Below are 22941 nucleotides of genomic sequence, written 5' to 3' on the forward strand. Positions count from 1 at the left end.
ACATGATGCGTTCTGTCAGATTCTTCGGTGTAATCGGACTCTTTCTCTGGTTGACCAGCACTTACGAAGGCCCTAATGCACAATCTTTTTCCGCCAAGCCTTTGTCCGTATGGGACGAGGCTGGAAAGCCTTATCGTTCTTGGCCCGTTGGCGGACTGAACACCCCCCAACTCCAGTGGTTAGACGTAACGGGTGATAATCACCCAGACCTTTTTTTGCAGAACCAGCAAGATCAGATTTTTTTCTTCCGGAATGACCCCACAGAAGGATTGATTTTAGAGCATCTACAAGCCTTCCCGGAGGTTTTTTCCGGAAACTGGTTTCAACTCTGGCCCGAACAAGCGGACTCCTTTCTGCTTTTTGCCGCCAATAATTTCGACAACATTCAGGTCTGGCGGGTGCAACGAACAGCAACTCGCTTTATTACCACGAAATTAACGGAGGTATTATTGGATACCGAAGGAAAAGCCGTATTTGCAGAAATAGGTTCTATTCCGCAATTCACCGACATAGATTGTGATGCAGACTTAGATTATTTCACCACCAATCAATCCGGAACCATTACGTTTTACGAGCAGGTAGGCCAAACAGCAATAGGACTTCCTCGATATACCAAGCGGTCGGACCGATTTGCGGACATTTCGTTACTTGGGACTTATTGCGACGGACAAGCCCTTTCCAAATCGCTACAACATGGGGCGGCCAGTATCACATTTTATGACGTAAGTGGAAGTGGAAAACCCGATATACTGTGGACCGATACCTTTATTGCAGGTTTGTTACAACTCCAAAATACCGGAACCTGTTCGCAACCCGCCTTTGCATTTCCGAAAGCCGAATCACAATATGCCAATTTCCTTGTTCAGGGCCTTAACCTGCAAACTTCCGGATTTAACCTCACCACTTTTGGAGATGCCGATGGCGATGGCGACCAAGACCTTTTTATTGGTGTGCAGGGCGGCTTTTGTCCAGATAAACAAGGAGACGCCATCCAGAATCTTTTCTTCTACCGAAACACCGGAACCGCCCAAAAACCCATTTATACCCAGGAAACCAAACGCTTTCTATACCTGCCCGATCTTGGCCGGAAAAGTAGCCCCGCTTTTTTTGATTATGACCAAGATGGCGACTTAGACCTTGTTGTGGGTAACGAAGACCATGCTGGCTCTCCAAACTTTGGACGACTCACCCTCTTCGAGTCCATAGGCAGCAAACAAGAACCCGGATACGTGCTAAAAGACCCCAATTTCCTCAATATTACGGGGGCCTATAATGTAGCGCCCGCTTTTGGAGACATAGATGCAGACGGAGACATGGACTTATTGCTGGGTATGCAAAACGGCAGAATACGGTATTACCGCAATGAAGGGAACAATAGCTTTCGGGAAATCAGCCGAACATATGCCAATATCTTTGTAGGCACCTACAGTGCACCTGCCTTGGCGGATATAGACGGCGACGGAGATTTAGACCTACTGGTGGGCGATGCTTCAGGAATGCTTACCCTATACCGGAATGTTGGTTCACCGCAAGTGCCCGACTTTTCAAAAGAATCCGACCAATATGCGGGTATTTCGGTTAATGGGTTTAGCAAGCCCTCCTTTTTGTTACAACCTCGGAACAACCAATTGTGGCCCGCTTATTTGGTCGTAGGAAGCGAGTCCGACGGTGTCTTCGTCTATAAAAACATCTCTACCGGAGCCGTAGATGCCATTTGGATGCAGGATGGCATGGGCAGCCCCAATAAGCCTTTTAGGGGGATTGGACAGGAAAGCTACGTTCTCCGTCACTTGGCTCCTGCCACCATTGTGTGGACACCTTCCAATACCTTGCCCAGCATGATATTTGGCTCGGAGGGCGGCGGATTTATGGCAGCCACTCCGCGCTTCCTCCCGGTTTCCGTCTCTTCAACAACCGAACTACCTGCTCTTGGGTCATACCATTTGTCCCTTTTTCCGAACCCCATCACAGACCAGTTTTCCATCCATCTGCCCAAAGCCCTCACAGGCCCGTTTACGGTATCGGTTTACGATTTATTGGGGAGGGAACGCTATGCGAAAACATGGAAAACCTCTTCTGGCAATCCATTGATTTTGATAGAAGTTCCCGATTTGGCGCAAGGGGCCTATGTTGTTCGCCTTTCAACAACCAGAACAGCTTGGTCATCCATCGTTTTTAAGCGAAAGAACCCTTCTGGATCAAAAAATTGACAAATCCTTATTAGGTTTTTATTCATGTTTTGGTTAACCTCTTGTTTTACCGTTCCATCCATTAAGCACTATAAGGTTATGGCTACCGTAAAAGTACGTTTTGACAACACCCTCGCCCGGGCATTCACCAAAGAAGTGAGACAACGGGTCCATGAGTACTTTGAACAAAACAACTTATCTAAACACGCCAATACAGAGATGATCCTCAAAACCATCATCATATTGGGCGCATTTGTGTCTTGTTACTTACTGATCCTCTTGGGTGGATTTAACGTCTGGCAGATGTGGGGGCTGAGTGTATTGCTTGGCATCTCTATGGCGGGAATTGGGTTTTCCATCTCGCACGATGCCCTACATGGTGCTTATTCCTCCAACGAACGCCTAAATTGGATATTGGGACTATCGTTCGACATGCTGGGTGCGAATGGGTATATGTGGAAAATAACCCATAACGTCATTCATCATACCTATACCAATGTGCATGGACACGACGAAGACTTAGAAGTGGCAGCATTTGTACGACTTTCTCCACACACGCCCCATAAGACCATCCATCGCTTTCAACATATTCTGGCTTTTCCAGCCTATTCTTTTGCCACCGTATTTTGGTTGGTGATCAAAGACTTTAAATACTTTTTTGCTAAAAAATTGGGGCCCTATATCAATAAAAAGCACCCCATAAAAGAATGGATAACGCTTTGGGTGATGAAAACCATCACTATTGCCTACCAGATTGTTCTGCCGCTGATGCTTTTGGACATCACTTGGTGGCAATTCCTGATTGGTTTTCTAACGGCACACCTTACCGCAGGCCTCATTTTAGGCGTTGTTTTCCAGTTGGCACACGTTGTTGAAGAAACCGATCACCCCGAATATGACGATACGGGGCTTATCCACAACCATTGGTTGGTACACGAAATGGAAACTACTTCCAACTTTGCACGCCGAAATAAACTACTTTCGTGGTATATCGGTGGTTTGAATTACCAAATCGAGCATCATCTCTTTCCTAAAGTATGTAGTGTACATTACCCCAACATCAGCCCGATTGTTAAGGAGGTGGCCCAAAAATATGGGGTTCCGTATCATGAGCACGACACCTTCGCTATTGCGGTCGGCTCTCATTATCGCACCCTAATTAAATTCGGACAAAATCCTGTGGTGGAGTTACCGGATCAAACCGTGTATGTAAACTGAGGGATATGGCTTCAGTTGAGAAAAGCGTCCAATTAGGGCGCTTTTTTTACGGTCGGTACCCATTTTTTGCGCCTTCGGGTCTATACTGCAAATGTCATGGAATACATCAGGCCATTTCTAAGCATCAAATGCCCATGATCTCCACCCCTCTTGGCTTTGTGCCCTATTTCACTTCGACCTTCATGCCCACTGTTGGGAAAAAGCCAAATTGATCTACCCGTTTATCCGCATAAAGATCATAGTAGAACAGGTTATTGCGTCCTGAAAGATTTTGGCCGCCAGCCATTAGGCTAAATTTAAGCCACTTATTTTCCACTATCCACTCCAACGAGGCATCCATGCGGCTATACACAGGCAACCTTTGAGCGTATGGATCGCCGAAAACAGGTCTTTGGACGGCTGCTTCATTTACAAAACTTGGATCATCTCCTTGAATAGGTAACGTAGCTGCAAATCCGAAGAAGGGGGTATAAGGAAAACCACTCCCCAATTGCCATTTTGCACCGAGCCTTAGCCGTCCCATTTGCCAGTTACCAGCAAGACTGAGGTTGTGGCGCCGATCGTGGCCGGGGTAAAACGTTGCGTTGGCCGTATAATACACCACACGGGCTAAACTATATGCCACCGAGATACCACCAGACAACCTTGAGGCCCTGAATTGTACATCCATTCCAGACGCTTTTCCCGTTGCAGCTTGTAGGCCGTCATTGCCAGCCAAAGCCGTAAGAGAGGACAAGCTTTTATGATAGAGTTCTGTCTGTAACCAAAGCCATTTGGCCAAACGATGTCGTTGCCCACCCATAAAATGCCAAGCCGTAGGCACTTCAAAAATTGCAGGCGCCCAAACCGTAAACACTTCACCCACATCATGTTCATCCTGTAACCCAATAATCTGTTGGTGATACTGCCCCACCGCGATATGCCATTGTCGTCCGTCTTCTTTCCCTTTAGGAAACCAAGTTGCACGGAAACGTGGCTCCAAAGTATTAACTCCTTGACTCGGAAAGTTGTGCATACGGATTCCGGGCTCTACCGTCAGACGGTCACTCAGAAAAATAGCCGCATCAAAATATCCTCCACCTTCGATGGTGTAATTTTCCTGATCCGCTTTTCGATCAATACGATAATCGAACTGATTGATGCGGGCAAACATCCCAAAGCGGGCTTCCCAATGCTGAAGCAAGTAATCAAAATTAAACCCCCCTTGAAATCCTTTTACTTTCCCGAACCTACGTGGGGCCTTTTCTGGTCCAAAAGCCGAGTCGAAGCGGGTACTCGTGAGGGTTATATCCAATAATGCCGGAAAGGAAGGCGGGAGGTATAAAAAGCGACCACCTATTCCCTGATTTCTCCAAGATATGCGGTCATCCGGATTCCCCAAACCGCCTAAGTCGCCCACATCATGCGCACGTAGCCCCACCAAAGACACGCTGCTGGTGGGCGTCAGCCAAGCATGAATTTTCGCAAACTCGTCCCCAAAATCAAATGGGCGCTTCCATCTTCCCGGCAAACGTTCCAACAACGAATGGCGATAGGAGGCCAGAAACGAGACCGCACCGGGATACAAAGGCCCTTCTACCCGGACCGCTCCGAGAAAAGGATCTACCGAAGCCGCGCCTGCAAATCGTCTTTTATGACCATGCCGCGTGCCAATGTCCACGACCGACGCCAATCGCCCGCCATACCGTGCCCCCCAGCCACCCGTATAAACATCGGCTTGGGCAATCAACTCTTCTGGTAATACCGAAAAGCCACTCACCATATGAAAAGGTTGGTAAACAGCCATCCCATCTATCAATACTTGGTTTTGGGTGGGCGTTCCACCACGTACATATAATTGCCCCCCCCGATCCGCAGGGGAGACAAAACCGGGAATGGTTTCGAGAAAGGAGGCCAAATCGCGCGACATGCTGGTAGATGGAATGGCCTCCAGATCGCCCGAACGAATGGTGGTTAACCCCGAACCTGCCTCGATGCCCGCTTGATACTTTTTACGAGACGAAACCGTGACATTGCCCGCTTTGGCGGTTGTGCTAACCATGCGCAAACTTAGCCGTTCTAAACCACCTGCATACAGATCTATGATTTCTGTGAGCGATTCGTACCCTACTAAACTAAACCGTACAAAGTACCGATCTGGACTTAGGGAACCAAACGCAAAATATCCGTTCACGTCACTAAAAATTCCTTGTAGGGTAAGGCCATCGTCTTTCTGTAAACGAATGGTCACTCCAGAAAGAGGTTGCCCCGTTTCCTCGTCCACCACCACACCACGAATACTACCCGATTGGGCATATAAACCCACCACGCTTAGTACCCATACGCCAACGCCCAAGGTAAAAACCTGCCAGATGCAGTTTTGCGTAAAAAAACGTTTGCCAAAAAGGAAGACCAAATCTGTCATACACAATAGTTAATCCAAAATGCAATGTGATAGCCTTAAGAAGATACGCATCAGAAAGGACATCGCCCGATTTTTTACGGCGAACCGTCGGTTTAAAAGCTTAATGGCATTATTGGTAAATTTAGGGACAACCCGAAACCCGATTCACGCAAAATGGTTGAAGTTCCTCAAATCCTTAAATGCCTAACATGATGAATCAGAACCCCGCCGTTGCCTTGCAACCTCCAATCCAAAAACCCCTGATCAAAAGACTTATTCCAGTCATTCTGATACTTTTTGTCCTGATTGCATTTGGGCGGGCAATGGGGTGTTGGGACAATAGTACATACTCGGCCATTAATCACGGCAACCACAAGCATTATATGCCCAATGAACGCGACGCAGGAATTGGAATGGGTAATTGCCCTACACGACCACCCGCCGCCGATGAATTCTTCTCGCGGCAATGCCAGATCATTCGGCAAGTGGCGCAAAACGGCAAAACCTACTATATTCCCGACGATGCACAAGAAGGCTTACCCATTACCACCTTTCCCACGCAAGCCCCTGGCCCCGGTGAACGCATCTCGCCACAAGGTCAAGTGGTGAAAGTGACGGTGGAATAACAAAATAGATGCTCTGTTGTGTATGTCCCTCTCGTAATGCCAAAATATGAGAAATAGGTTTTGCATATTAGGGTGCTCAGCCTAACAAAAAAAAGTAAAAAAAGTGGGGATGATTAATAATGCGAATAAAAAACTTAATTATAGCACTACTTCTTATCTCAAATAAAGTATTTGCAACACATCAAATACCAGATTATTTAATTATCGGAAAGGATACCTTGCAAATTTATAGCAACCCTTTAGAGTTGTATTTCAAAAACAAGAAAAGACCTAAAATTTTTAACGATTCATGCTTTCTGACTTCTTGTTGGAGAGGTTACATAGCATATTTTAAGGTTCAAAATGACAGTCTGTTTTTAGTTGATGTTTATGATTGTTGTCAAAATGATAAAAAAATTGAATTGAGTAAAATCTTGACGGACAGGGACGTAAAGAAGCCAATATATGCAGACTGGTTTACAGGAATAATTATGAGTCCTTCGGGTAAATTACTAAATTATATTCACATGGGTTACGGTTCTATTTATGAAAAAGAAATAGATTATTTTTTCAAAAAAGGTATATTGAAATATAAGAAAAAACATATAAATAGAATAGTAAAATCTGATTTTAGAGATCTGAATAATTTGAAACAATTTTTTGAAGACAGAGTCAATTGGGATAGTGTTCCTAAAATAGATACACTTACAAGAGTCTTCATAAGAGTAAAAGCAGATAGAAGAGGAAAAATTATACAAAAAAATATCCTAAAATCAGACAATGAGTTATTTAACAAAGAAGCATTAAGATTAATTGAAGAGATTGACACGATGCCAGTACTTATAGTAAGAGAAAATATGTTGATTAATAGCTGGACATTAGCTGTTTCATTTGATCCAAGAAAAAGGAAAAAATGATATTTATAATAAACAAAAACCAAAACCTCTTCTAAATTGCAAATGAAAATACGTAATTAATTTAAAAGAATAAAATCTATGTAAAAATTATCTTGATGTTATAAACTACAAAAAATAGTAAGATTTTCATAAAAAATCCCTCTACACTTTCCACAGACTATTTAAAAACAAATAAATAAGTCATCTTCGAATCATTCTTAAAGAAAGTTTCCGTCATCCACTGTTGTAGGAATTTGTTTGCTTTTGATTTTGGGTTGATTTAGCAGAAGGAGAAATTGAAATAGCGTAAATATAAATCCGCTCGACGAGCAATTGATCGGGTGAATGGTGCAGTTGCGGGGCAAGCGACGACTAACGATTATCACGGGGCGCATTTCAACTGACCAAAGCAATTTTCCATGTCTTTTTTAGTGCGGAGGTGCTGAATGATTTGCGCCATCTCGTCCGGACGCAAGCGAGGTCTTTGAGAAGAGTCCCCCGACTGCTGTGCCACCAGACGCGGGTACCAATCGCCTGCCTTTGGCAAATCTCCGGTATAACGCGGAATAAGGTGTAGGTGTAGGTGCTCCACGGTTTGTCCGGCAGAGCGGCCATCCTGAATGGTCCAATCGCAGCCATCGGCATGGAAGCAAGTCATAATAAAAGTGGCCATTTGGCGTGCAAAATCCCAGAATCCCACCCATTCATCCGCGCTTAATTCCGCAATACGTACCACGTGCCGTTTGGGAATTACCAAAGTATGGCCCGGTAAGATCGGCGACAAGTTATAAATAGCCCTGCAAGTTGCATCTTCTGCAAAAACAACGTTCTCCACTATTGGTGAACAAAACGGGCAAGGGACTGTTTCGGCCATACGATTCGGTCTTTTGTGGGATTGATCATAACCAAAACGGAGACCTTGTGAGCCTCCGTATAAACCATCATATTTTTTGGTCCGATTACTGTTGCAAGGTATCGGGCAGGCTTCGTAAGGTATCGTCGGTGGCACGTTCTTGCTCTTCTTGATACCGCTTGGATTCCTCGAACAAGTCTTTGAGTTGTTTGGCGTCCATACGGTATTCCTCGTTTTGCAAGCCAAGTTCACGCATCAATCGTTGTCCATATTGTGCAGCTTTGTCGAATTGCCCACCAATCATATAGGTCCGCCAGATTTGTTCAGCATAGAGTTGGGCTCTTTCTACGTCTGTACCTGTTTTGTATTGCCGGATGGCCATGTTCTCTGCGGTATGCATCATTTCATCGGCGCGCTTGGTTTCTCCCAGTTTGCGGTACGTTTCCGAAAACAGGTAGGTGGAATAGAAGTCTGGAGGGATCACTTTTGGATCTACCTGCTTCGCCAGTCGCTCTACCACTTGTTTTGCCTCAGCTGTTTTACCGGAGCGAATCAATTGGTCTGCCAACTGTAGGAAAAGCGTCCGGTAGTTATCCGTCATGCCCCGAATATTTTCGTCGAAGTAGATATTGGGGTCGTTTAGACCCGTAAAACGGAACTGTGCTGTCCGCCGGAGCATGACATCTGGTACCACCCGTCCTTGGGATTCATTGTGCTGAATAGGGACGACCCTTGTAGCCAACCCTTCTAACTGAAGGTAATCTTCCAAATTAACCAAGCCATCTGGTGCAACAGTGACCGCAAAATAGATGGGGCGTTTCCAACCTTGCTCGGCATTGGTTTTGATCACATCTAATACCGCCTGATCATTTGGATACAAGAGGCTGATTTCTTCGGAGTATGGATGTCCTTTTACGGTCCATTCCATCTTTGCAGGTGCCTGTAGCGAGTCTGCCATGGCATGATAGAAAACCCCGCCAGATTGGAAAAGGCTTGGATTTACTGGAAGAGATACCTTCTGCCCCCCCCCTTCAATGGGCTGGATGTCTATGGCGTCTATGGCTGCATCGGTCATAGAAATGGGCAAAGGCGCCGCATGATGAGACTTTTGGTTTTTTAATTGTCGGATGTACCACGGTGTTTGTAGCAACGAGAGGTTGACAACGCGGACATCGCGTCGGACCCCTTCCACTTCTTGCAGATACCAAAGCGGGAAGGTGTCGTTATCGCCATTGGTAAAAATAATGGCATCTTTTTCAAGAGAATTCAACATATTCCAGGCATAATCCCATGCCACACGTTCGCCTTTTCGGTTGTGGTCGGCATAGTTTTCCATGAGCATATGGCCCGGTACGGCAACAAAACAAACCGCCAGAATGGCCCCTGCTACGCCAGTTTTGGCAGAGGAGGCAAAATTTCTAAGGGCCTGCCCGGCCAATTCGATCAATCCCGTCGCACCAATTCCGATCCAGAAGGCAAAAGCCCAAAAACTGGCTACATAGGCATAGTCGCGCTCCCGTGGCTGCATTGGGGTTTGGTTCAGGTAGAGGATAATGCCAATTCCGGTAACGAAAAATAAAATCCCCAACGCAAAAGCCCGTCGCCAGTCTTGTTTAATGTGCCAGCCCAGCCCGATTAATCCCAACAAAAGCGGCAGCCCATAAAGAGCATTGTGCGATTTTTTCTCGCTGGGGGTTTGCATGTTGGCTTCGATATTTGCATCCGGAAAAGCAATCCAAGGAGCGCCTTGGAAGTCTCCGGCTTTCCCCGCAAAATTCCAGAGGAAATAACGGATATACATATGATTTACCTGATACCGCCAGAAAAAGTCCCAATCTGAGTCGAACTGTGCATAAAACCGGATATGTTCTTGGCTTTGATCTGACCACCGACGTGGGAAAAGTTTGTTCTTTTCTGGGTCTATGGTTCCCGTGTTGTTGTCGTAAGAAGCGCCCGTAAGCAATGGCGTTCTGCCATATTGTTCGCGTTTCAGATACGAGACGATGGCATCCACCGTTTCGGGGTCATTTTCATCAATTGGTGGATTCGCGGCACTGCGAATGAATATCAGGGCATAGGTGGAGTATCCAATAATCACCAACAACAAACCAATACTAAATAAATTAAGCAATTGTTTTTTATTGATATGAGAGTAGTAAACCAATGCAGCTACCGCAAAAGGTACAACCAACATCACAAGCCCTGGTGCGCCCGAATTGCCCGCAAAAGAGGGCAGGCTTTGGATGATTCCCGGATAAATGATAAAGAAAATGATCGAAGACAAAAGTCCTGTGATAAGAATGCCTTTGAATCGCCTCCCATTGGTAAACTCCGGCTTGTCGAATTTTTCGTAGTACACCAACAGGCCCGTAAAAAAGATAGCCAATAAATTCAGCAAGTGGACCCCGGTGGCCAGTCCAAATAAGTATGCAATCAGCAAAAGCCATCGGGAAGAAACCCCACCGAGTTGCCCACCTAATTTTTGTTCATCGCGGCGTACTTGGTCCACCCATTTAAAGGTTAACCAAACCACCAAAGCGGTGAAAAACATAGAAATGGCATATACCTCGGCTTCCACCGAGTTGAACCAGTGCGAGTCGGTGACGGTAAAGGTAAGGGCTGCTATAAGACCGCCACCCAATCCTGCCACCAAGTCCAGACCTTCCCAATCTTCAAGACGTCCTTTCCACTCTTCGATCATCCGGGTGACAATCAGATACGTAAGCAAGGCAGTTCCGGCAGAAGAGAGAACCGAGATCAAGTTGACGCTCCATGCAATTTGGGAAGCCGGCATAAACATGGAGAAGAGCCGTCCGATAAGCATATAAAAAGGTGCACCGGGCGGGTGTGAGACCTGTAAACCATGACCAATGGCAATAAACTCGCCACAGTCCCAGAAGGACACAGTATCGGCCATCGTTAGAAAATAGACCACAAATGCGTATAAGAAGGAAAATCCGGCGGCAATCCGATGCATTAAACGGGCATTCATTCGGCTGGGGTTTCGGTTAGGGGATACAGGTTAATGGATTAAATTCGGTATGCTGGGCGTTAACGTCGCTTAATCGTGGTGCCACGATGCACGAGCGCCTTCGATGGCATTTTTGAGTATTTCGGGCGTCGTTTCGCCATAATTGAACGCATAGGCCAATTGCCCAGACTTATGGAAGACCCAGGTAGTGGGCGTCCAAGTTACAGGCAATCCCAAAAAAATACGACGACGATGGATGTATTCATCCGAGTTTTCTAAGTCTGGTTGTACTTGTTCGGATACGGTTTCGGGAATCAGGTATCGGTTCATCACATCACGGGCACTTTTACCCTGATTCCAGAGGGTCACAAAGGTAAATGTCACGCTTTCGTCTGCTGCATACGTCCCAATGGCTTCATACCAACCAGATTTTAACTCGTTGATGGAATTTCCACACCACGGCGCCCAGAAGTGTACTACATGAATACCCTCTTTTTGGATTCGGTCTTTAACAAAAGACTCGGCAGGGGTGAGTCCTTCGGTAGGCATCACAAAACGTTTAACAGGCGCCTTATCTGGGATGGCTTTGGGTACACAACCGGCCACCCCAATAAAGAACAGGCAGAACAAAAAAATCCGGTGCATTGATGCTTGTTTTGGGCGCAAAGTGTAAAAGATAAGGGAAAATCGGTCACTTTTTTGCAAAGGTAGGATAAAGTTCAAGTTAGACGCCTAAAACGCAGATCCCGGCGCTTCAAACGTACATTGAAAGTATGCGGCCACCGTCTGCGCATGGTCTGCAAAGGTGCCACGGGTTCCGATGTCGCGGATGACAGGGCTACCAAAGAGCAACAGAGGGACGTATTCTCGGCTGTGATCGGTGCTGGGGGTGGATGGATCGTTGCCATGATCGGCGGTGATACACAAGCGTGCCTCTTCGGGCAATACAGCCCGAATTTCCGGAAGAGCCGCATCAAACGCCTGCAAGGCCGCTGAAAATCCGGATACGTCGTTCCTGTGACCATATTCCTGATCGAAGTCCACGAGATTGGTCCAAATGAAGGCCCGTTCGCCCGTTTTCTGCATGTCCTGTATGGCTTCGATGGTACGGTTGATGCCTTCGGCATTGGACTTGGTTTTTCGGATTTCATCAAAGCCCACATTTCCAAAGAGGTCGCCAATTTTCCCGATGGCGATCGTCCGAACGCCTTGTTTCTGGAGCGCTTCCTGCAAGGTGGTATGGGTAGGTAAATAAGAAAAATCTTTTCGCTGACCGGAAAGCCGCCGAAATGCACCCGGTTCACCGGTAAAGGGTCTTGCAATAACACGGCCTACGGCATGAGGTCCTACACACACTTCGTTGCGGGCAATTTCGCAGATGTGATAGAGGGTTTCAATGGGCACACAGTCGGTATGGACAGCCACTTGAAAAACGCTGTCTGCCGAGGTATAAACAATTGGTTTGCCTGTTTTGAGGTGCTCGGCTCCGTACTTTTCGATGACGGCGGTTCCGGAGGCCACGCAATTTGCCAGCGCACCCGGAAGTTTGCAAAGTGATACCCACTTCGCCACAAGGTCTTCTGGAAAACCATCCGCATACGTTGGGAAAGGCGCATCCAACGGTAATCCGGCCAGTTCCCAATGCCCCGTCGTACTGTCTTTGCCTGCGGAGGCTTCCTGCATTTTCCCAAAAACAGCTTGCGGATGTGGAACAGCCGGAACACCCGTCAGTGAAGCAATATTGCCTAAACCTGCCGCCGTGAGATTGGGCAAGGCGGGACGTGCCAACGTACAAATATGGCCTAATGTGTTGGAGCCTTCATCTCCATATTCATGGGCGTCGGGTGCTTCGCCGATGCCCACACCGTCCAAAACGATTGTGATCCAGATAGACATGGTTGGTCCGTAATTCGTTTAGGGTATAAAATGGGGTTGGATAAGATACGCAAAAAAAGTTTCTGGGAACGCATGACTTCTCCAAAACCTACCTACAGGAAGATCAAAAAGAAGCGGCGAGGTTTAAAACGCCGCAAATACTTATGGAATGGGCCAGATGCCTTTTTATGTTGGGGGCTGGAGTGGATTTTCTGCGGTTGTATAAAAATCCGACAAACTCACTTCACCCGCCACAAAAACCCGAATTCCCCCTTTTTCCATCACCATTAGATGCCCTCTTTCATTTACACCTGCCAAAATGCCCTGATGTATGACTTCTTGGCCCTCGCGAAGGGTGATTCGCTCTCCCAATCCCGCCAAGGTTGCCAAATAGCGCCGCCGTACATCCGAAACGCCTTGTTGATACAAATGGTGCAGATGGGTTTCTAAAGAGTTCAGTATGGAACCCAACAGCACTTCTCGATCGAAGATTTTGCCGGAAAATATGGCCAGTGAGGTTGCTTTTTGGTGCAATGCCTCGGAGAATGAAGATTGGTTCACATTCAAGCCAATCCCTAAAATAAGGGCATCGGTTCCACTGATGGTTTCTATAATCATACCGCAAACCTTTTTTCTGGCCAATAACACATCGTTTGGCCACTTGATTTGTACAACGTCTGGAGGCAAAATCTCCGAGAGGGCTTCCGAAACGGCCACTGCCGCCACCAGTACCACTTGTCCATAGTCTTCTGGCTTCATTACGGGTCTTAGAACCAGTGAAAACATAAGATTATGCGACAAATCAGAATCCCATGCACGCCCCAAACGGCCTCTTCCGGCGGTCTGGAAATCCGTAGAAACCACGGCACCCTCCGGCGCACCAGTCTTTGCCCACTCTGCGGCCAGCAGGTTGGTGGACGTGCAAATTTCAATGTGTTTCCGATGGGTTCCAAAGGGGTTTGGCATGGGAAAATGGAGGATTCGGTGATCCAATACTTGAACAGCAGGCTTTATTTAGTAGAATATACCCAGTGAAGTTGGTGAGGGTGCTTGCATTACGTTATCTTCATACGATTTATTCATCCCTTGATCCCCGCAAACACATGTCTCAAGAGTTTAAAAAAAGCCTTACGCTCTTTAGCCTCACCATGATCGCCATTGGTGCGGCCATTGGGAGCGGTATTTTTCGTGCTGCCGGAACCAAAGTAGGGGCTTTCTTGCCCGATCATACCCTGATTATTGGGGTTTGGTTGCTTGGCGGCCTCGTTACTCTTACGGGTGCCCTCACCTTTGCCGAGTTAGGAACACTCTTCACCAAGCGCGGCGGCATGTACGTGTATATCCGAGAAGCTTTTGGAGACCTTGCCGGATTTTTGTACGGTTGGTCTCTACTTGTGGTGACAAATACGGGTTCCATTGCCGGATTGGTTGTTGTGTTTACGGATTTTTTGAAATATGTGGTACCCATTCCGCAAGAGGTCTTGTTTTCACTCGGCCCGATCCAGGTGACGGTGCCCCTGATCATCCAGATCGGAACCCTGATTGTCCTTACCCTGATTAATGTCTTTGGTGTAGATTTATCCAAGCTCTTTACCAATGTCTTTACCACGACCAAATTGGTGGGTATTGCGGCCGTGATTGTCATTGGCCTATTTTTTATTCCAGATCCCAACCTTACCGGAGCCATGTTGGATCAGGTAAGATCTGCTGGCGCAGTCCAACCTTCTATGCCTGTCGGCTTTGGCATCGTAACGGCCATGCTTACAGGCTTGGTTGGGGTGTTGTGGTCTTATGGCGGTTGGCAACATACCACGTTTGTGGTGGGCGAAGCCAAAGATCCCTCTCGAACCGTACCGCGTGCCATGATCATCGGGGCCATTGTGATCACCACCGTTTATTTATTAATTAATGTGGCCTATCTCAAAGTGCTGCCCATGGAAATCGTAACGCAGTCTAAACAAATTGCTGCCGATATGGTCTCGGTGGTATTTCCGGGGGCGGCCAAGTGGATTTCTTTGTTGATCTGTATTTCGGTTTTAGGGACAACGGGGATTTATATTTTGTCTTGCCCGCGTATCTATTTTGCAATGGCGGACGATGGGTTGTTCTTCAAAAAACTTGCCGAGATCCATCCTTCTTACAAAACGCCTGCCAATGCCATCGTCATTCAATCCATCTGGGCCATTGTCCTCCTCCTTTTCTGGGGTGCATTCGAGAACCTGATAGATTATGTGACGTTTGTGGACTGGATTTTCTATGGCCTTACGGGTCTCTCGGTTTTTGTCTTCAGGAAAAGATTGGCCGATGCCGCCCGCCCTTATAAAGTACCGCTATACCCACTTATTCCGGCCTTTTTCTGCATCGTCGCATTTGCTTTTGTCCTTAATTCCCTAATTGTGAATCCAGCCAAGAAATTTGCCGAAGCGGGTACATATTTTGGCAATGGCGAATGGGGAAGCGCGCTCTTTAGCCTCTTAAATACCGAACCTGTGGCGGGGCTTATCCTGCTTTCCATCGGAACGTTGGTGTACTTTAAGGCTTGGCGCAAAACGAATGCATAACAAAAATGAATGTACAACCCAAAATAGGATTGGCTCTTGGTGGGGGTGGGATGAAAGGTCTTGCTCATTTGGGCGCCCTTTCGGTATTGGAAAAGCGAGGAATAAAGCCAGACTTGGTGGCAGGGTGTAGCATCGGGGCATTGGTGGGGGTGTTTTATGCCGCTGGAATGCCCGTAGAAGAAATCCGGCAGGTTTTTATGACCCAAGACCTGCTGGAACTGATGAGCATTCGTTTAGACGGAAAAGGCTTGATTGATGTGGATGGTTTGGGAGATTTTTTACGGTTTACGCTCCCTTATGGCCGCTTCGAGGACTTGCCTACGCCGTTCTTTGCCATGTGTACAGACATCGAGAAGGGCGAGGAGGTAGTGATCAGTTCCGGACAACTGGCGCCGGCGGTGTTGGCATCTACTGCTGTCCCCGGTATCTTTGCCCCAGTACAACTTGAAGATCGTTGGCTGATTGATGGCGGCTTGTTTAATAACCTACCCGTTCAAGTCTTGCTCGATAACGGGGCCACCCAAACCATTGCTGTTCGGCTGTTTAACCGCAATGATTGGCGTGTATTAGGCCCACAAGATACAGACGACGACCGAGACGGAGAGGTTTCATGGAAAGAAGCCATCAAACACCGCCTCGTGCGCCGAACCCCACTGGGTTTACGTGTTTTGGAACGTTCCTTAGATTTAATGATTCAGCAAGTGGAGCATTTGTATTTACAACTCGCACCACCCGATTTATTGATCGAGCCAGATGTACATGATATCAGCATTCTGGGGTTTACCGAAGACCGTGACCCTATTTTTGAGCGGGGCGTTCTTGCTGCCGAACGCTGTTTTGTGGATGATCAGCCAAAGTGGTTAAGTTGAGCGGGGGAATGGTTTTTTTTGTCATTGTTTAGACCATTGGTCTCTATGTGCATCCAAGACCAATAGCAGCTTGGGGATATGAGACATTGGCTTTTCGACAAAGTAGTGCCACGTCTGTCCTATGCGGCCCTTATAGACGGTTTCCGAAATCGTATAAGTTGCGCACCATCATCCGATACAACCTAATGGAATTATTGAATATGCACAAAACGGTATGGTTTATGTTATGGGCTTTATTTGGCCTTTCAGCTTGTAACCCGCCTCAGCCACCGCCCACCTCTTCATCATCCCCGCCAGTTCGTACCGAAAAGCCCGCCACTGGTTTTACGCGCATCAAAAAGACCATCATTCGCGGAAATCGTAGCCAAAAAAAAATGGCTCTTATCATTTCGGCAGATCAGTTTGCAGAAGGCGGAGGTATTGTCCGCGAGATCCTTGCAAAACACCGCGTAAAAGCCTCTTTTTTCCTGACGGGGCGCTTTTATCGCGATTCCACACGACATGCGTTGATCTTGGGGCTTAAGGAAGACGGACATTACTTGGGTGCACACTCCGACCAGCACTTGGAATATGGTTTTGGCGATAGCCTGATTATTGGAAAACAAGAAATGACGTTGGACTTGTTGGAAAACTATAAAGCCATGGAGAAATTTGGGATTCAGAAAGCGACGGCTCCCTACTTTCTCCCCCCTTATGAATGGTATGATGCTTCTGTTGCCCAGTGGACGCAAGAACTTGGGCTGACACTCATTGGCATGACGCCTGGAAGTCGCTCAAATGCCGATTATACAACGCCGGAAATGCCCAATTACAAAAGCAGTGACGCCATTTTTGAAAGCATTAAGGCGTATGAACAATCGGATTCGGATGGCTTTAATGGCTTTATCATGCTGGTACACATGGGTACTGCTCCAGCAAGAACCGACAAATTTTATAAACGACTGGGCGAATTGGTGACGTGGCTCAAGAAAAAAGAATATCAATTGGTACGGATTGATGAGCTACTGGGGGCGAAATCGCCTTTGCCCAAGCCCATTAGTACCACCGAAATTCCCGCAGATATTCCATTGGAGGCCAATGGAAAAGTTCCAGCCGATTATTGCCCCATTTGTCGGAAATTACACCGCTCCAGTTGATCTTAGACCATTTTTTGCTCGCCCTCGGCACGGAGCAGGTCTATGGTCTCATACGCATGACGGAGATGGGGGATCACAATCGTCCCACCTACCACAAGCGCCACATTCATGGCATCTTCCAGTTCTTCATTGGTAAAACCCGTTTCTACACACTGTATCAGATGGTAGTCAATACAATCATTGCAACGGAGGACCATCGAGGCGACCAAACCCAGTAACTCTTTGGTCTGACTGGGTAACGCACCGTCCCGATAAGCATTGGTGTCTAAATTATAAACACGCTTGATGCCCAAATGCGAGCCTTGCTCCAAAATACGTTTATTCATCCGATCTCTGTACAATCGAAACTGTTCTATTCTATTCATCGGTTTTATTTGATAAATGAGTGAGGGTAGGTGGATCCAAGTGCATGGTTGGATCCCAAAGGTGTCGCGCCATTAAAACCAATCCTTCTGCTGTAAAATGTATGCCTTCTGACCTGAGGCGATCTTCCATAACAAAAGGGCCGCCAAAATGAAGCGCGCCAGACAAACCGCCAAAACGGTTCACCACCCGGTGTGCCGGAACATCAGGCGGACATTGGTTTAAGGCCCACCCTACCGCCCTTGCGGATTGTCCCGTACCCAAATACCGGGCGATGTGGCCATAGGTGGTAACATTGCCAAAGGGCACTTGGCGTGCCACGGCATAAACCCGTTCGTAAAAATCGGAAGTGGGCATCAGTTGTGTGCTGGATGTTATTGTTTTAAGACAAAGAAGTTACGTCAGACCTGGACCACAAACAAGACTAATCCGCCAGAGTGTACAAGGTTGCAAGACAGTCAGAAGCCATGTAAGACATAAAAACGATGGCGACCCCAGAACGGATGCCGCCACGTTTAACCCACGAGAGATGCGTTTGAGAGGTGATTATTGCCCATCCATAACGGATTGGAATGGATAATAGTGCCTTTGCGGAGGAGAATAAACCCTCTATTCATGATTGTCGCAAATTGTCGCAGGCATGTCGCAAATTGTCGCAGGCATGTCGCAAATTGTCGCAGGCATGTCGCATTTGTTGGGGTGTAGAAGCACGTTTTGAAGCAAAAAAACCGGTGCCAATCGTTTTGTGGTACATTCAAGTGCCACATTTTGTGCGCAGTTTCGCGGTTCATTGGCATGTTCAGGACAAGGGGAGTCTTGCGCCGCGTAGCCAGATTTGCTTATAGTCTTCGTCTTGTATGGTCAATCATCAGAGCTAAGTTAGAAAAAGTAGCGTTCTTCAAACTTGTCATGTCAGGGCAAAGATACCCCAGTGCCGAATGCCTCCCTTAGGGTTGTACAACACCTGTTCGCTGACGCCGAGCAGTTCGGCCACTTCTTTTGCGCCCTTACCGTTTTTTTGCATCCTCACTGCCTCTTTTGTGTGAACACGCTGTCATACTTGCGCCGCAAGCGGTTCACACCTACAGGACTTACTTGTTGTTGTTGTTTTCATCACACAATATTAAGTTAGATTTGTGCCCGGCTAAATCAGACCACCTCACCAAAAAGACCCATTGTGCTTTACAACGGGTCTTTCTGATTTTTTCAGCATAACTATTTTTACCGCATCAACACCATTTTACCGGTTTGGGCCATACGTCCGGTTTCGATACGGAAGAAGTACATGCCATTAGGAAGATTGGCATCAGGTTGCCATTGCACTTCATGGTGGCCTGCTGACCGGAATTCATCCGATACCAGTTGTAAACGCCGTCCTGTAAGGTCAAACACCGAGACTTGTACTTTTTCTGGCGTACTGACCGAGAACCGAAGGGTTGTGGTATTGCTAAACGGATTGGGATAAACTTGCTGGATGGCCAGTCCATTGGGTAAAGAGGTTTCCTCTTCCCTGTCCACGCTTGCATCGGAAGGGGTGAGCACAAAATCAAATTGGCTGGTTCCATTTGCCAGTTGGATAGGTTGGTTCAGTGTCAGTGCCGCAGTTCCATCTTGGTATTGCCCCTTGTATCCCACCTTACTGGCATAGATCCGGAGTTGGGCACCCGCAGAGAGGTCGGTGATCTGGAAGGCGCCATCTTTTTCGGTGGTAGCAACGGTGACCGGATTTCCCGCTTCATCCATCGCATATACCGAGGCACCAGAAATCGGTTGCCCTTTATCCGATTTCACGACGCCTTTTATCCGTGCCGAAGCATTGGCTTCTGTCGGCGTTTTATTTACATTCCCACCCATATCCAGCCAGCGATAGTACACCGGATTCAATCTAAGTACTAAGCCCTCCCAAGTGGGTTGATTGCTGTCAATCCGAAGCATCTCCGCCTGTGCAGGATCCCAAGTATCTTTGAAATACATGGGCATATGATAGGGTGCCTGTCCTTTTAAGACATAAGCACCATCCGGCACACCAGCCAAACGAAAACTGCCATCCTTTTGCGGAAGTGCGGTAAACACTTCTTCGGTATCCACATGCGTGAGTGTAACCACACTGTTCTCAATGGGGGTACGGCTATCGTTCAGCACCCATCCAGCCACCACCCCATTTCCAGTTAGGCGCTGGGGTAGGGCCACCAATTCAATGGACGTTTTGGCTCCACCCTCCACCTCTACCGCAACCGCCTCTTCTGGCTGGTTTACGTTACCGCTATATACCCGCAAGCCATCCGCAAAAGCCGCCACCTCGTATGCACCCCGAAAAACCTGATCGAATGCAAAACGGCCGTTCGCATCCGTTCGCGTGGTTTTTTGGAAAGAAGCCATCTTAAAGAACATCCAATCCATTCCATCCCCACCAGATCCCGCAGGTTTTAGCTCTACCAATGCGTTTTCAATGGCTTTTCCGTCTTTGGTTGTCAGTATTCCGACCACCGCACCAAAGATCGGCTTTGGGTCGAGTTGCACCTTCAGGTTTGAAAGGACTTCACCTTGTGACAACTGAATGACAGTGGCCTCGGCCATGTCTTTTTTGCCATCATACCAAGCATCGTCCATCATATCCCCTTCGCCATACCAAGAGGTAAACAGGTTATATGCTCCTTCAGGGATGTCTTTGATGACGAAGGCGCCATTTTCATCGGCCATCGCAAAACCACCAAAGGTAGCCCTTCCATTTGCATTTCCTACAGGATCCAGAATGGCCCTTGAAAACAAGGAGAGATTGGCATGGGGCAAGGGCATTCCTGTTTTATCCGTTACAACGCCACTAATGACCCCCGTTCCTTTTTGAATGGGCATGTCAAACTGAATGTCTTCTGGATTACTTTTCCCGTTTTCAATGCTGATTAGGGTTGCTTCTTCGGGTGTTTCGGCTTGTTTATACCAGATATAGGCACAAGAAAACGAGATACAAGCACTAGCACTCAGCAGATAGTCGCCATCTGGTAGGTTATTGATGACAAACCTGCCTTCTGGATCGGTTTGGGTATAGAGACGGGTTGTAGCAACGGGGTCTAACGATTCCACAATCACCCCTGCTTGTGCGATGGGGTTTCCATTTTTGTCTTTCACGACGCCAGAAATCCGTCCATTCATAAGCGGGACTACAAAATCGAGCCCGCTTCTTTCTGCATTTTCATTAATCGTCACCATTTGGGGATAGGTTAACTGATACAGTTGTCCCCCATTGGATGTAAAGACCTGCACACTTAATTGATATGTTCCGGCCAGCACACGATCAAACCTAAACCTGCCATCGGCTTCTAATTTTGTGTTATAGAACCCACGTCCAGAGGCACTCACTTCTGTGGAGGCAAGAAGCACATATCCAGCCGTCACGGGTGTCCCGTCTTTTGTGGTCACTTTTCCTGTAGCGCTCCCATACGTAAAGCGTACTTCCAATTTAAAATCTATCCCTTTCACTAGTTCGCCTTCTTTTACAGGAATTGATCTGGACTCGGTCATTTCTTTGGCGTTCGGATACCACACCGAAACGTCTAGTTCTGGGATGACCACCTGCACATAGTAGTCTTCTGGGTCGAGTTTTTCAAGGAGGTATTGGCCATTTTCATCGGTTTGGGTGGCATACCCACCCCAATTCCAATTGACACGATTGCTCGGAATGGCCATTACTTCTACATCAGCTAAGGGCCTCCCTTGCCCATCGGTAACCACACCCATGATTTGCCCTGGTAATCGCATTGAAATGTCTATACCGGAAACCGTCCCATCTTTTGTCAAGGTGACAGGGGTATAACCGCGAGGGTCATTCTCTTTTACATAAAACGAGGAACCGTAGCCATCGGCCCAGGCTTGCACCACATAAGTTCCCTCGGGCAGATCGGTGATCACATAGTCACCGTTTTCATCGGTCGGTGCGCTGTTTCCTACACCGGATTGTGGATCTTGTGCCACAACTTTTGCATATGCAACGGGGTTTCTGGTTTTAGCATTGATAATACGACCCTTGATCACGCCACTTCCGGCAGGCGGCGGCGGATTAATGACACCGCCCAGATCAAAATTCACAAACTGGGTTATACTACCATCTTTGACTTCAATGGGTTTGGAATCGGACTCAGACGTCCCGCCTCCATAGAATTGCTGGAAGCCCGATGCGGTAACGGCATATACATAATAAAGGCCCTCCGGCAGTTCTTTTAGTTCATACGTACCATCCGCAGCAACTTCGGCACGGGTCTTAAACACCGTAGGCGGCAGGCTATAGGCCACAACGGTGGCCGAGGGCATGTTACCCGTTGGGTCTAAAGGTAGGTTTACGGTTCCCCGTATGCTCCCGCCCACACGACCGGATGTCGCAAAAACGGGCAAAATGGCCATCCACATCAAAGCAATGGACAGATAATAGCGGACTTTCATGTCTGTTAGGATTTGGGTCAAAGGTTATTTATTCTGATTACCCCACAGAATCCCCGAACACCCAACCCCAGTTAGGCGGAGTCTCGGTGAACCGTGTCGGGGTGAAAAGCAGGTGCACAAATGGCCCAGTATTCGGTTTCTTCCGAGCCAGGTGTGCTGTACCGGATTCGTGTTCCGGCAGCGACATAGGTTACTTCGCCAGCATGTACATCTGTGGTTCCTTCAGGGTACTCCACCCGTAAACAGCCACGCACCACCAAGGTGGCCTCGTCAAATGCAGGCGTTTGGAAAGGCTCGGTCCAGTGGGCTGTTGCGACCATATGTGCAACACTCATCCGACCAGTGCCCGTGCGAACATGTCCGATAAATTCCTCAATGCGCTTCTCGCCAATGCCGGGGGCCACAATGCGGGTTGGTTCAGAAATATGGTGAATCATAGGGTAGTTTCGGTTACATGGATTACAATGAAAAAACTATGGTTAATTCAACTTTATTAACCCCTTCGTTTTCATCAATAAAATCCTCTTGGGTCGAATACTTTGTTATTATAAGAAGGGGGTACTTTACTCACTCTGCCTTCACAAACTG

At 47.5% G+C, this 22941-nt stretch carries 17 protein-coding genes; 7 read left to right on the forward strand and 10 right to left on the reverse strand.

Annotated elements, in window-relative coordinates; genetic code table 11:
- Positions 1-2 precede the first annotated feature (2 nt).
- Positions 3-2210, forward strand: a complete 2208-nt coding sequence (locus tag JNN12_09410) for a T9SS type A sorting domain-containing protein (protein MBL7978548.1) — start codon at positions 3-5, stop codon at positions 2208-2210.
- 78 nt (positions 2211-2288) lie between these two features.
- On the forward strand, positions 2289-3407 hold the full coding sequence (locus JNN12_09415) for an acyl-CoA desaturase (protein MBL7978549.1): 1119 nt from the start codon (positions 2289-2291) through the stop codon (positions 3405-3407).
- Between the two features lie 163 nt (positions 3408-3570).
- Here the strand turns inward: JNN12_09415 and JNN12_09420 are convergent, their stop codons facing one another.
- Positions 3571-5811 carry a TonB-dependent receptor gene (locus JNN12_09420; GenBank protein MBL7978550.1) on the reverse strand — a complete coding sequence of 747 codons (2241 nt, stop codon included), beginning with the start codon at positions 5809-5811 and terminating at the stop codon, positions 3571-3573.
- 188 nt (positions 5812-5999) lie between these two features.
- Here JNN12_09420 and JNN12_09425 point away from each other — a divergent pair, with 188 nt between their 5' ends.
- Together JNN12_09425 and JNN12_09430 are read left to right on the forward strand one after the other, a co-directional pair.
- Positions 6000-6416 carry a hypothetical protein gene (locus JNN12_09425; GenBank protein ID MBL7978551.1) on the forward strand — a complete coding sequence of 139 codons (417 nt, stop codon included), beginning with the start codon at positions 6000-6002 and terminating at the stop codon, positions 6414-6416.
- A 119-nt stretch (positions 6417-6535) separates the two neighbouring features.
- Positions 6536-7312: a TonB C-terminal domain-containing protein gene (locus JNN12_09430; GenBank protein MBL7978552.1), complete on the forward strand. Its 777-nt coding sequence runs from the start codon at positions 6536-6538 to the stop codon at positions 7310-7312.
- A 361-nt stretch (positions 7313-7673) separates the two neighbouring features.
- Here the strand turns inward: JNN12_09430 and JNN12_09435 are convergent, their stop codons facing one another.
- The 5 genes from JNN12_09435 to JNN12_09455 all read right to left on the reverse strand — a co-directional run bounded on the left by JNN12_09435 (position 7674) and on the right by JNN12_09455 (position 13956).
- The gene (locus JNN12_09435) at positions 7674-8165 is read right to left on the reverse strand and encodes an HIT domain-containing protein (protein MBL7978553.1); all 492 of its coding nucleotides are present in this window, start codon (positions 8163-8165) and stop codon (positions 7674-7676) included.
- Between the two features lie 85 nt (positions 8166-8250).
- Positions 8251-11136 (reverse strand): DUF2723 domain-containing protein, encoded by a 2886-nt coding sequence (locus tag JNN12_09440; protein MBL7978554.1) that lies wholly within the window; start codon positions 11134-11136, stop codon positions 8251-8253.
- Between the two features lie 69 nt (positions 11137-11205).
- Positions 11206-11760, reverse strand: coding sequence for a thioredoxin (locus JNN12_09445; GenBank protein ID MBL7978555.1), 555 nt, complete (start codon positions 11758-11760; stop codon positions 11206-11208).
- Between the two features lie 87 nt (positions 11761-11847).
- The gene (locus JNN12_09450) at positions 11848-13011 is read right to left on the reverse strand and encodes a phosphopentomutase (GenBank protein ID MBL7978556.1); all 1164 of its coding nucleotides are present in this window, start codon (positions 13009-13011) and stop codon (positions 11848-11850) included.
- Between the two features lie 165 nt (positions 13012-13176).
- The gene (locus tag JNN12_09455) at positions 13177-13956 is read right to left on the reverse strand and encodes a biotin--[acetyl-CoA-carboxylase] ligase (protein MBL7978557.1); all 780 of its coding nucleotides are present in this window, start codon (positions 13954-13956) and stop codon (positions 13177-13179) included.
- 137 nt (positions 13957-14093) lie between these two features.
- Between JNN12_09455 and JNN12_09460 the strand changes: the two genes are divergently transcribed.
- The 3 genes from JNN12_09460 (at position 14094) to JNN12_09470 (ending at position 17556) form a co-directional block, all read left to right on the forward strand.
- Positions 14094-15551, forward strand: coding sequence for an amino acid permease (locus tag JNN12_09460; protein MBL7978558.1), 1458 nt, complete (start codon positions 14094-14096; stop codon positions 15549-15551).
- Positions 15552-15556: 5 nt separating this feature from the next.
- A complete protein-coding gene (locus JNN12_09465) occupies positions 15557-16420 on the forward strand; it encodes a patatin-like phospholipase family protein (GenBank protein ID MBL7978559.1) in 864 nt (287 codons plus the stop codon).
- A gap of 185 nt (positions 16421-16605) precedes the next feature.
- Positions 16606-17556 (forward strand): polysaccharide deacetylase family protein, encoded by a 951-nt coding sequence (locus JNN12_09470; GenBank protein ID MBL7978560.1) that lies wholly within the window; start codon positions 16606-16608, stop codon positions 17554-17556.
- Positions 17557-17558: 2 nt separating this feature from the next.
- On the opposite strand, the gene JNN12_09475 is transcribed toward JNN12_09470, so the two are convergent.
- The 4 genes from JNN12_09475 to JNN12_09490 all read right to left on the reverse strand — a co-directional run bounded on the left by JNN12_09475 (position 17559) and on the right by JNN12_09490 (position 22790).
- Positions 17559-17921 (reverse strand): carboxymuconolactone decarboxylase family protein, encoded by a 363-nt coding sequence (locus tag JNN12_09475; GenBank protein MBL7978561.1) that lies wholly within the window; start codon positions 17919-17921, stop codon positions 17559-17561.
- Complete coding sequence (locus JNN12_09480) at positions 17914-18276, reverse strand: MGMT family protein (protein ID MBL7978562.1); 363 nt, start codon at positions 18274-18276, stop codon at positions 17914-17916. The genes JNN12_09475 and JNN12_09480 overlap by 8 nt, the downstream gene beginning before the upstream one ends.
- An 864-nt stretch (positions 18277-19140) precedes the next feature.
- The gene (locus JNN12_09485; protein MBL7978563.1) at positions 19141-22353 is read right to left on the reverse strand and encodes a carboxypeptidase regulatory-like domain-containing protein; all 3213 of its coding nucleotides are present in this window, start codon (positions 22351-22353) and stop codon (positions 19141-19143) included.
- A 71-nt stretch (positions 22354-22424) separates the two neighbouring features.
- Positions 22425-22790 (reverse strand): hypothetical protein, encoded by a 366-nt coding sequence (locus JNN12_09490; protein MBL7978564.1) that lies wholly within the window; start codon positions 22788-22790, stop codon positions 22425-22427.
- Positions 22791-22941: the final 151 nt, after the last annotated feature.

The organism is Bacteroidetes Order II. bacterium (assembly GCA_016788705.1).
In the GTDB taxonomy this organism is placed as follows: Bacteria; Bacteroidota; Rhodothermia; order Rhodothermales; family UBA2364; genus UBA2364.

Bases quoted from the DNA above. Each gene is read 5' to 3' on its own strand.
- JNN12_09435 (MBL7978553.1), bottom strand. From the start codon at position 8,165: ATGGCCGAAACAGTCCCTTGCCCGTTTTGTTCACCAATAGTGGAGAAC.
- JNN12_09485 (MBL7978563.1), bottom strand. From the start codon at position 22,353: ATGAAAGTCCGCTATTATCTGTCCATTGCTTTGATGTGGATGGCCATT.
- JNN12_09430 (MBL7978552.1), top strand. From the start codon at position 6,536: ATGCGAATAAAAAACTTAATTATAGCACTACTTCTTATCTCAAATAAA.
- JNN12_09465 (MBL7978559.1), top strand. From the start codon at position 15,557: ATGAATGTACAACCCAAAATAGGATTGGCTCTTGGTGGGGGTGGGATG.
- JNN12_09475 (MBL7978561.1), bottom strand. From the start codon at position 17,921: ATGAATAGAATAGAACAGTTTCGATTGTACAGAGATCGGATGAATAAA.
- JNN12_09455 (MBL7978557.1), bottom strand. From the start codon at position 13,956: ATGCCAAACCCCTTTGGAACCCATCGGAAACACATTGAAATTTGCACG.
- JNN12_09490 (MBL7978564.1), bottom strand. From the start codon at position 22,790: ATGATTCACCATATTTCTGAACCAACCCGCATTGTGGCCCCCGGCATT.
- JNN12_09425 (MBL7978551.1), top strand. From the start codon at position 6,000: ATGATGAATCAGAACCCCGCCGTTGCCTTGCAACCTCCAATCCAAAAA.
- JNN12_09445 (MBL7978555.1), bottom strand. From the start codon at position 11,760: ATGCACCGGATTTTTTTGTTCTGCCTGTTCTTTATTGGGGTGGCCGGT.
- JNN12_09450 (MBL7978556.1), bottom strand. From the start codon at position 13,011: ATGTCTATCTGGATCACAATCGTTTTGGACGGTGTGGGCATCGGCGAA.
- JNN12_09415 (MBL7978549.1), top strand. From the start codon at position 2,289: ATGGCTACCGTAAAAGTACGTTTTGACAACACCCTCGCCCGGGCATTC.
- JNN12_09420 (MBL7978550.1), bottom strand. From the start codon at position 5,811: ATGACAGATTTGGTCTTCCTTTTTGGCAAACGTTTTTTTACGCAAAAC.
- JNN12_09460 (MBL7978558.1), top strand. From the start codon at position 14,094: ATGTCTCAAGAGTTTAAAAAAAGCCTTACGCTCTTTAGCCTCACCATG.
- JNN12_09470 (MBL7978560.1), top strand. From the start codon at position 16,606: ATGGAATTATTGAATATGCACAAAACGGTATGGTTTATGTTATGGGCT.
- JNN12_09440 (MBL7978554.1), bottom strand. From the start codon at position 11,136: ATGAATGCCCGTTTAATGCATCGGATTGCCGCCGGATTTTCCTTCTTA.
- JNN12_09410 (MBL7978548.1), top strand. From the start codon at position 3: ATGATGCGTTCTGTCAGATTCTTCGGTGTAATCGGACTCTTTCTCTGG.
- JNN12_09480 (MBL7978562.1), bottom strand. From the start codon at position 18,276: ATGCCCACTTCCGATTTTTACGAACGGGTTTATGCCGTGGCACGCCAA.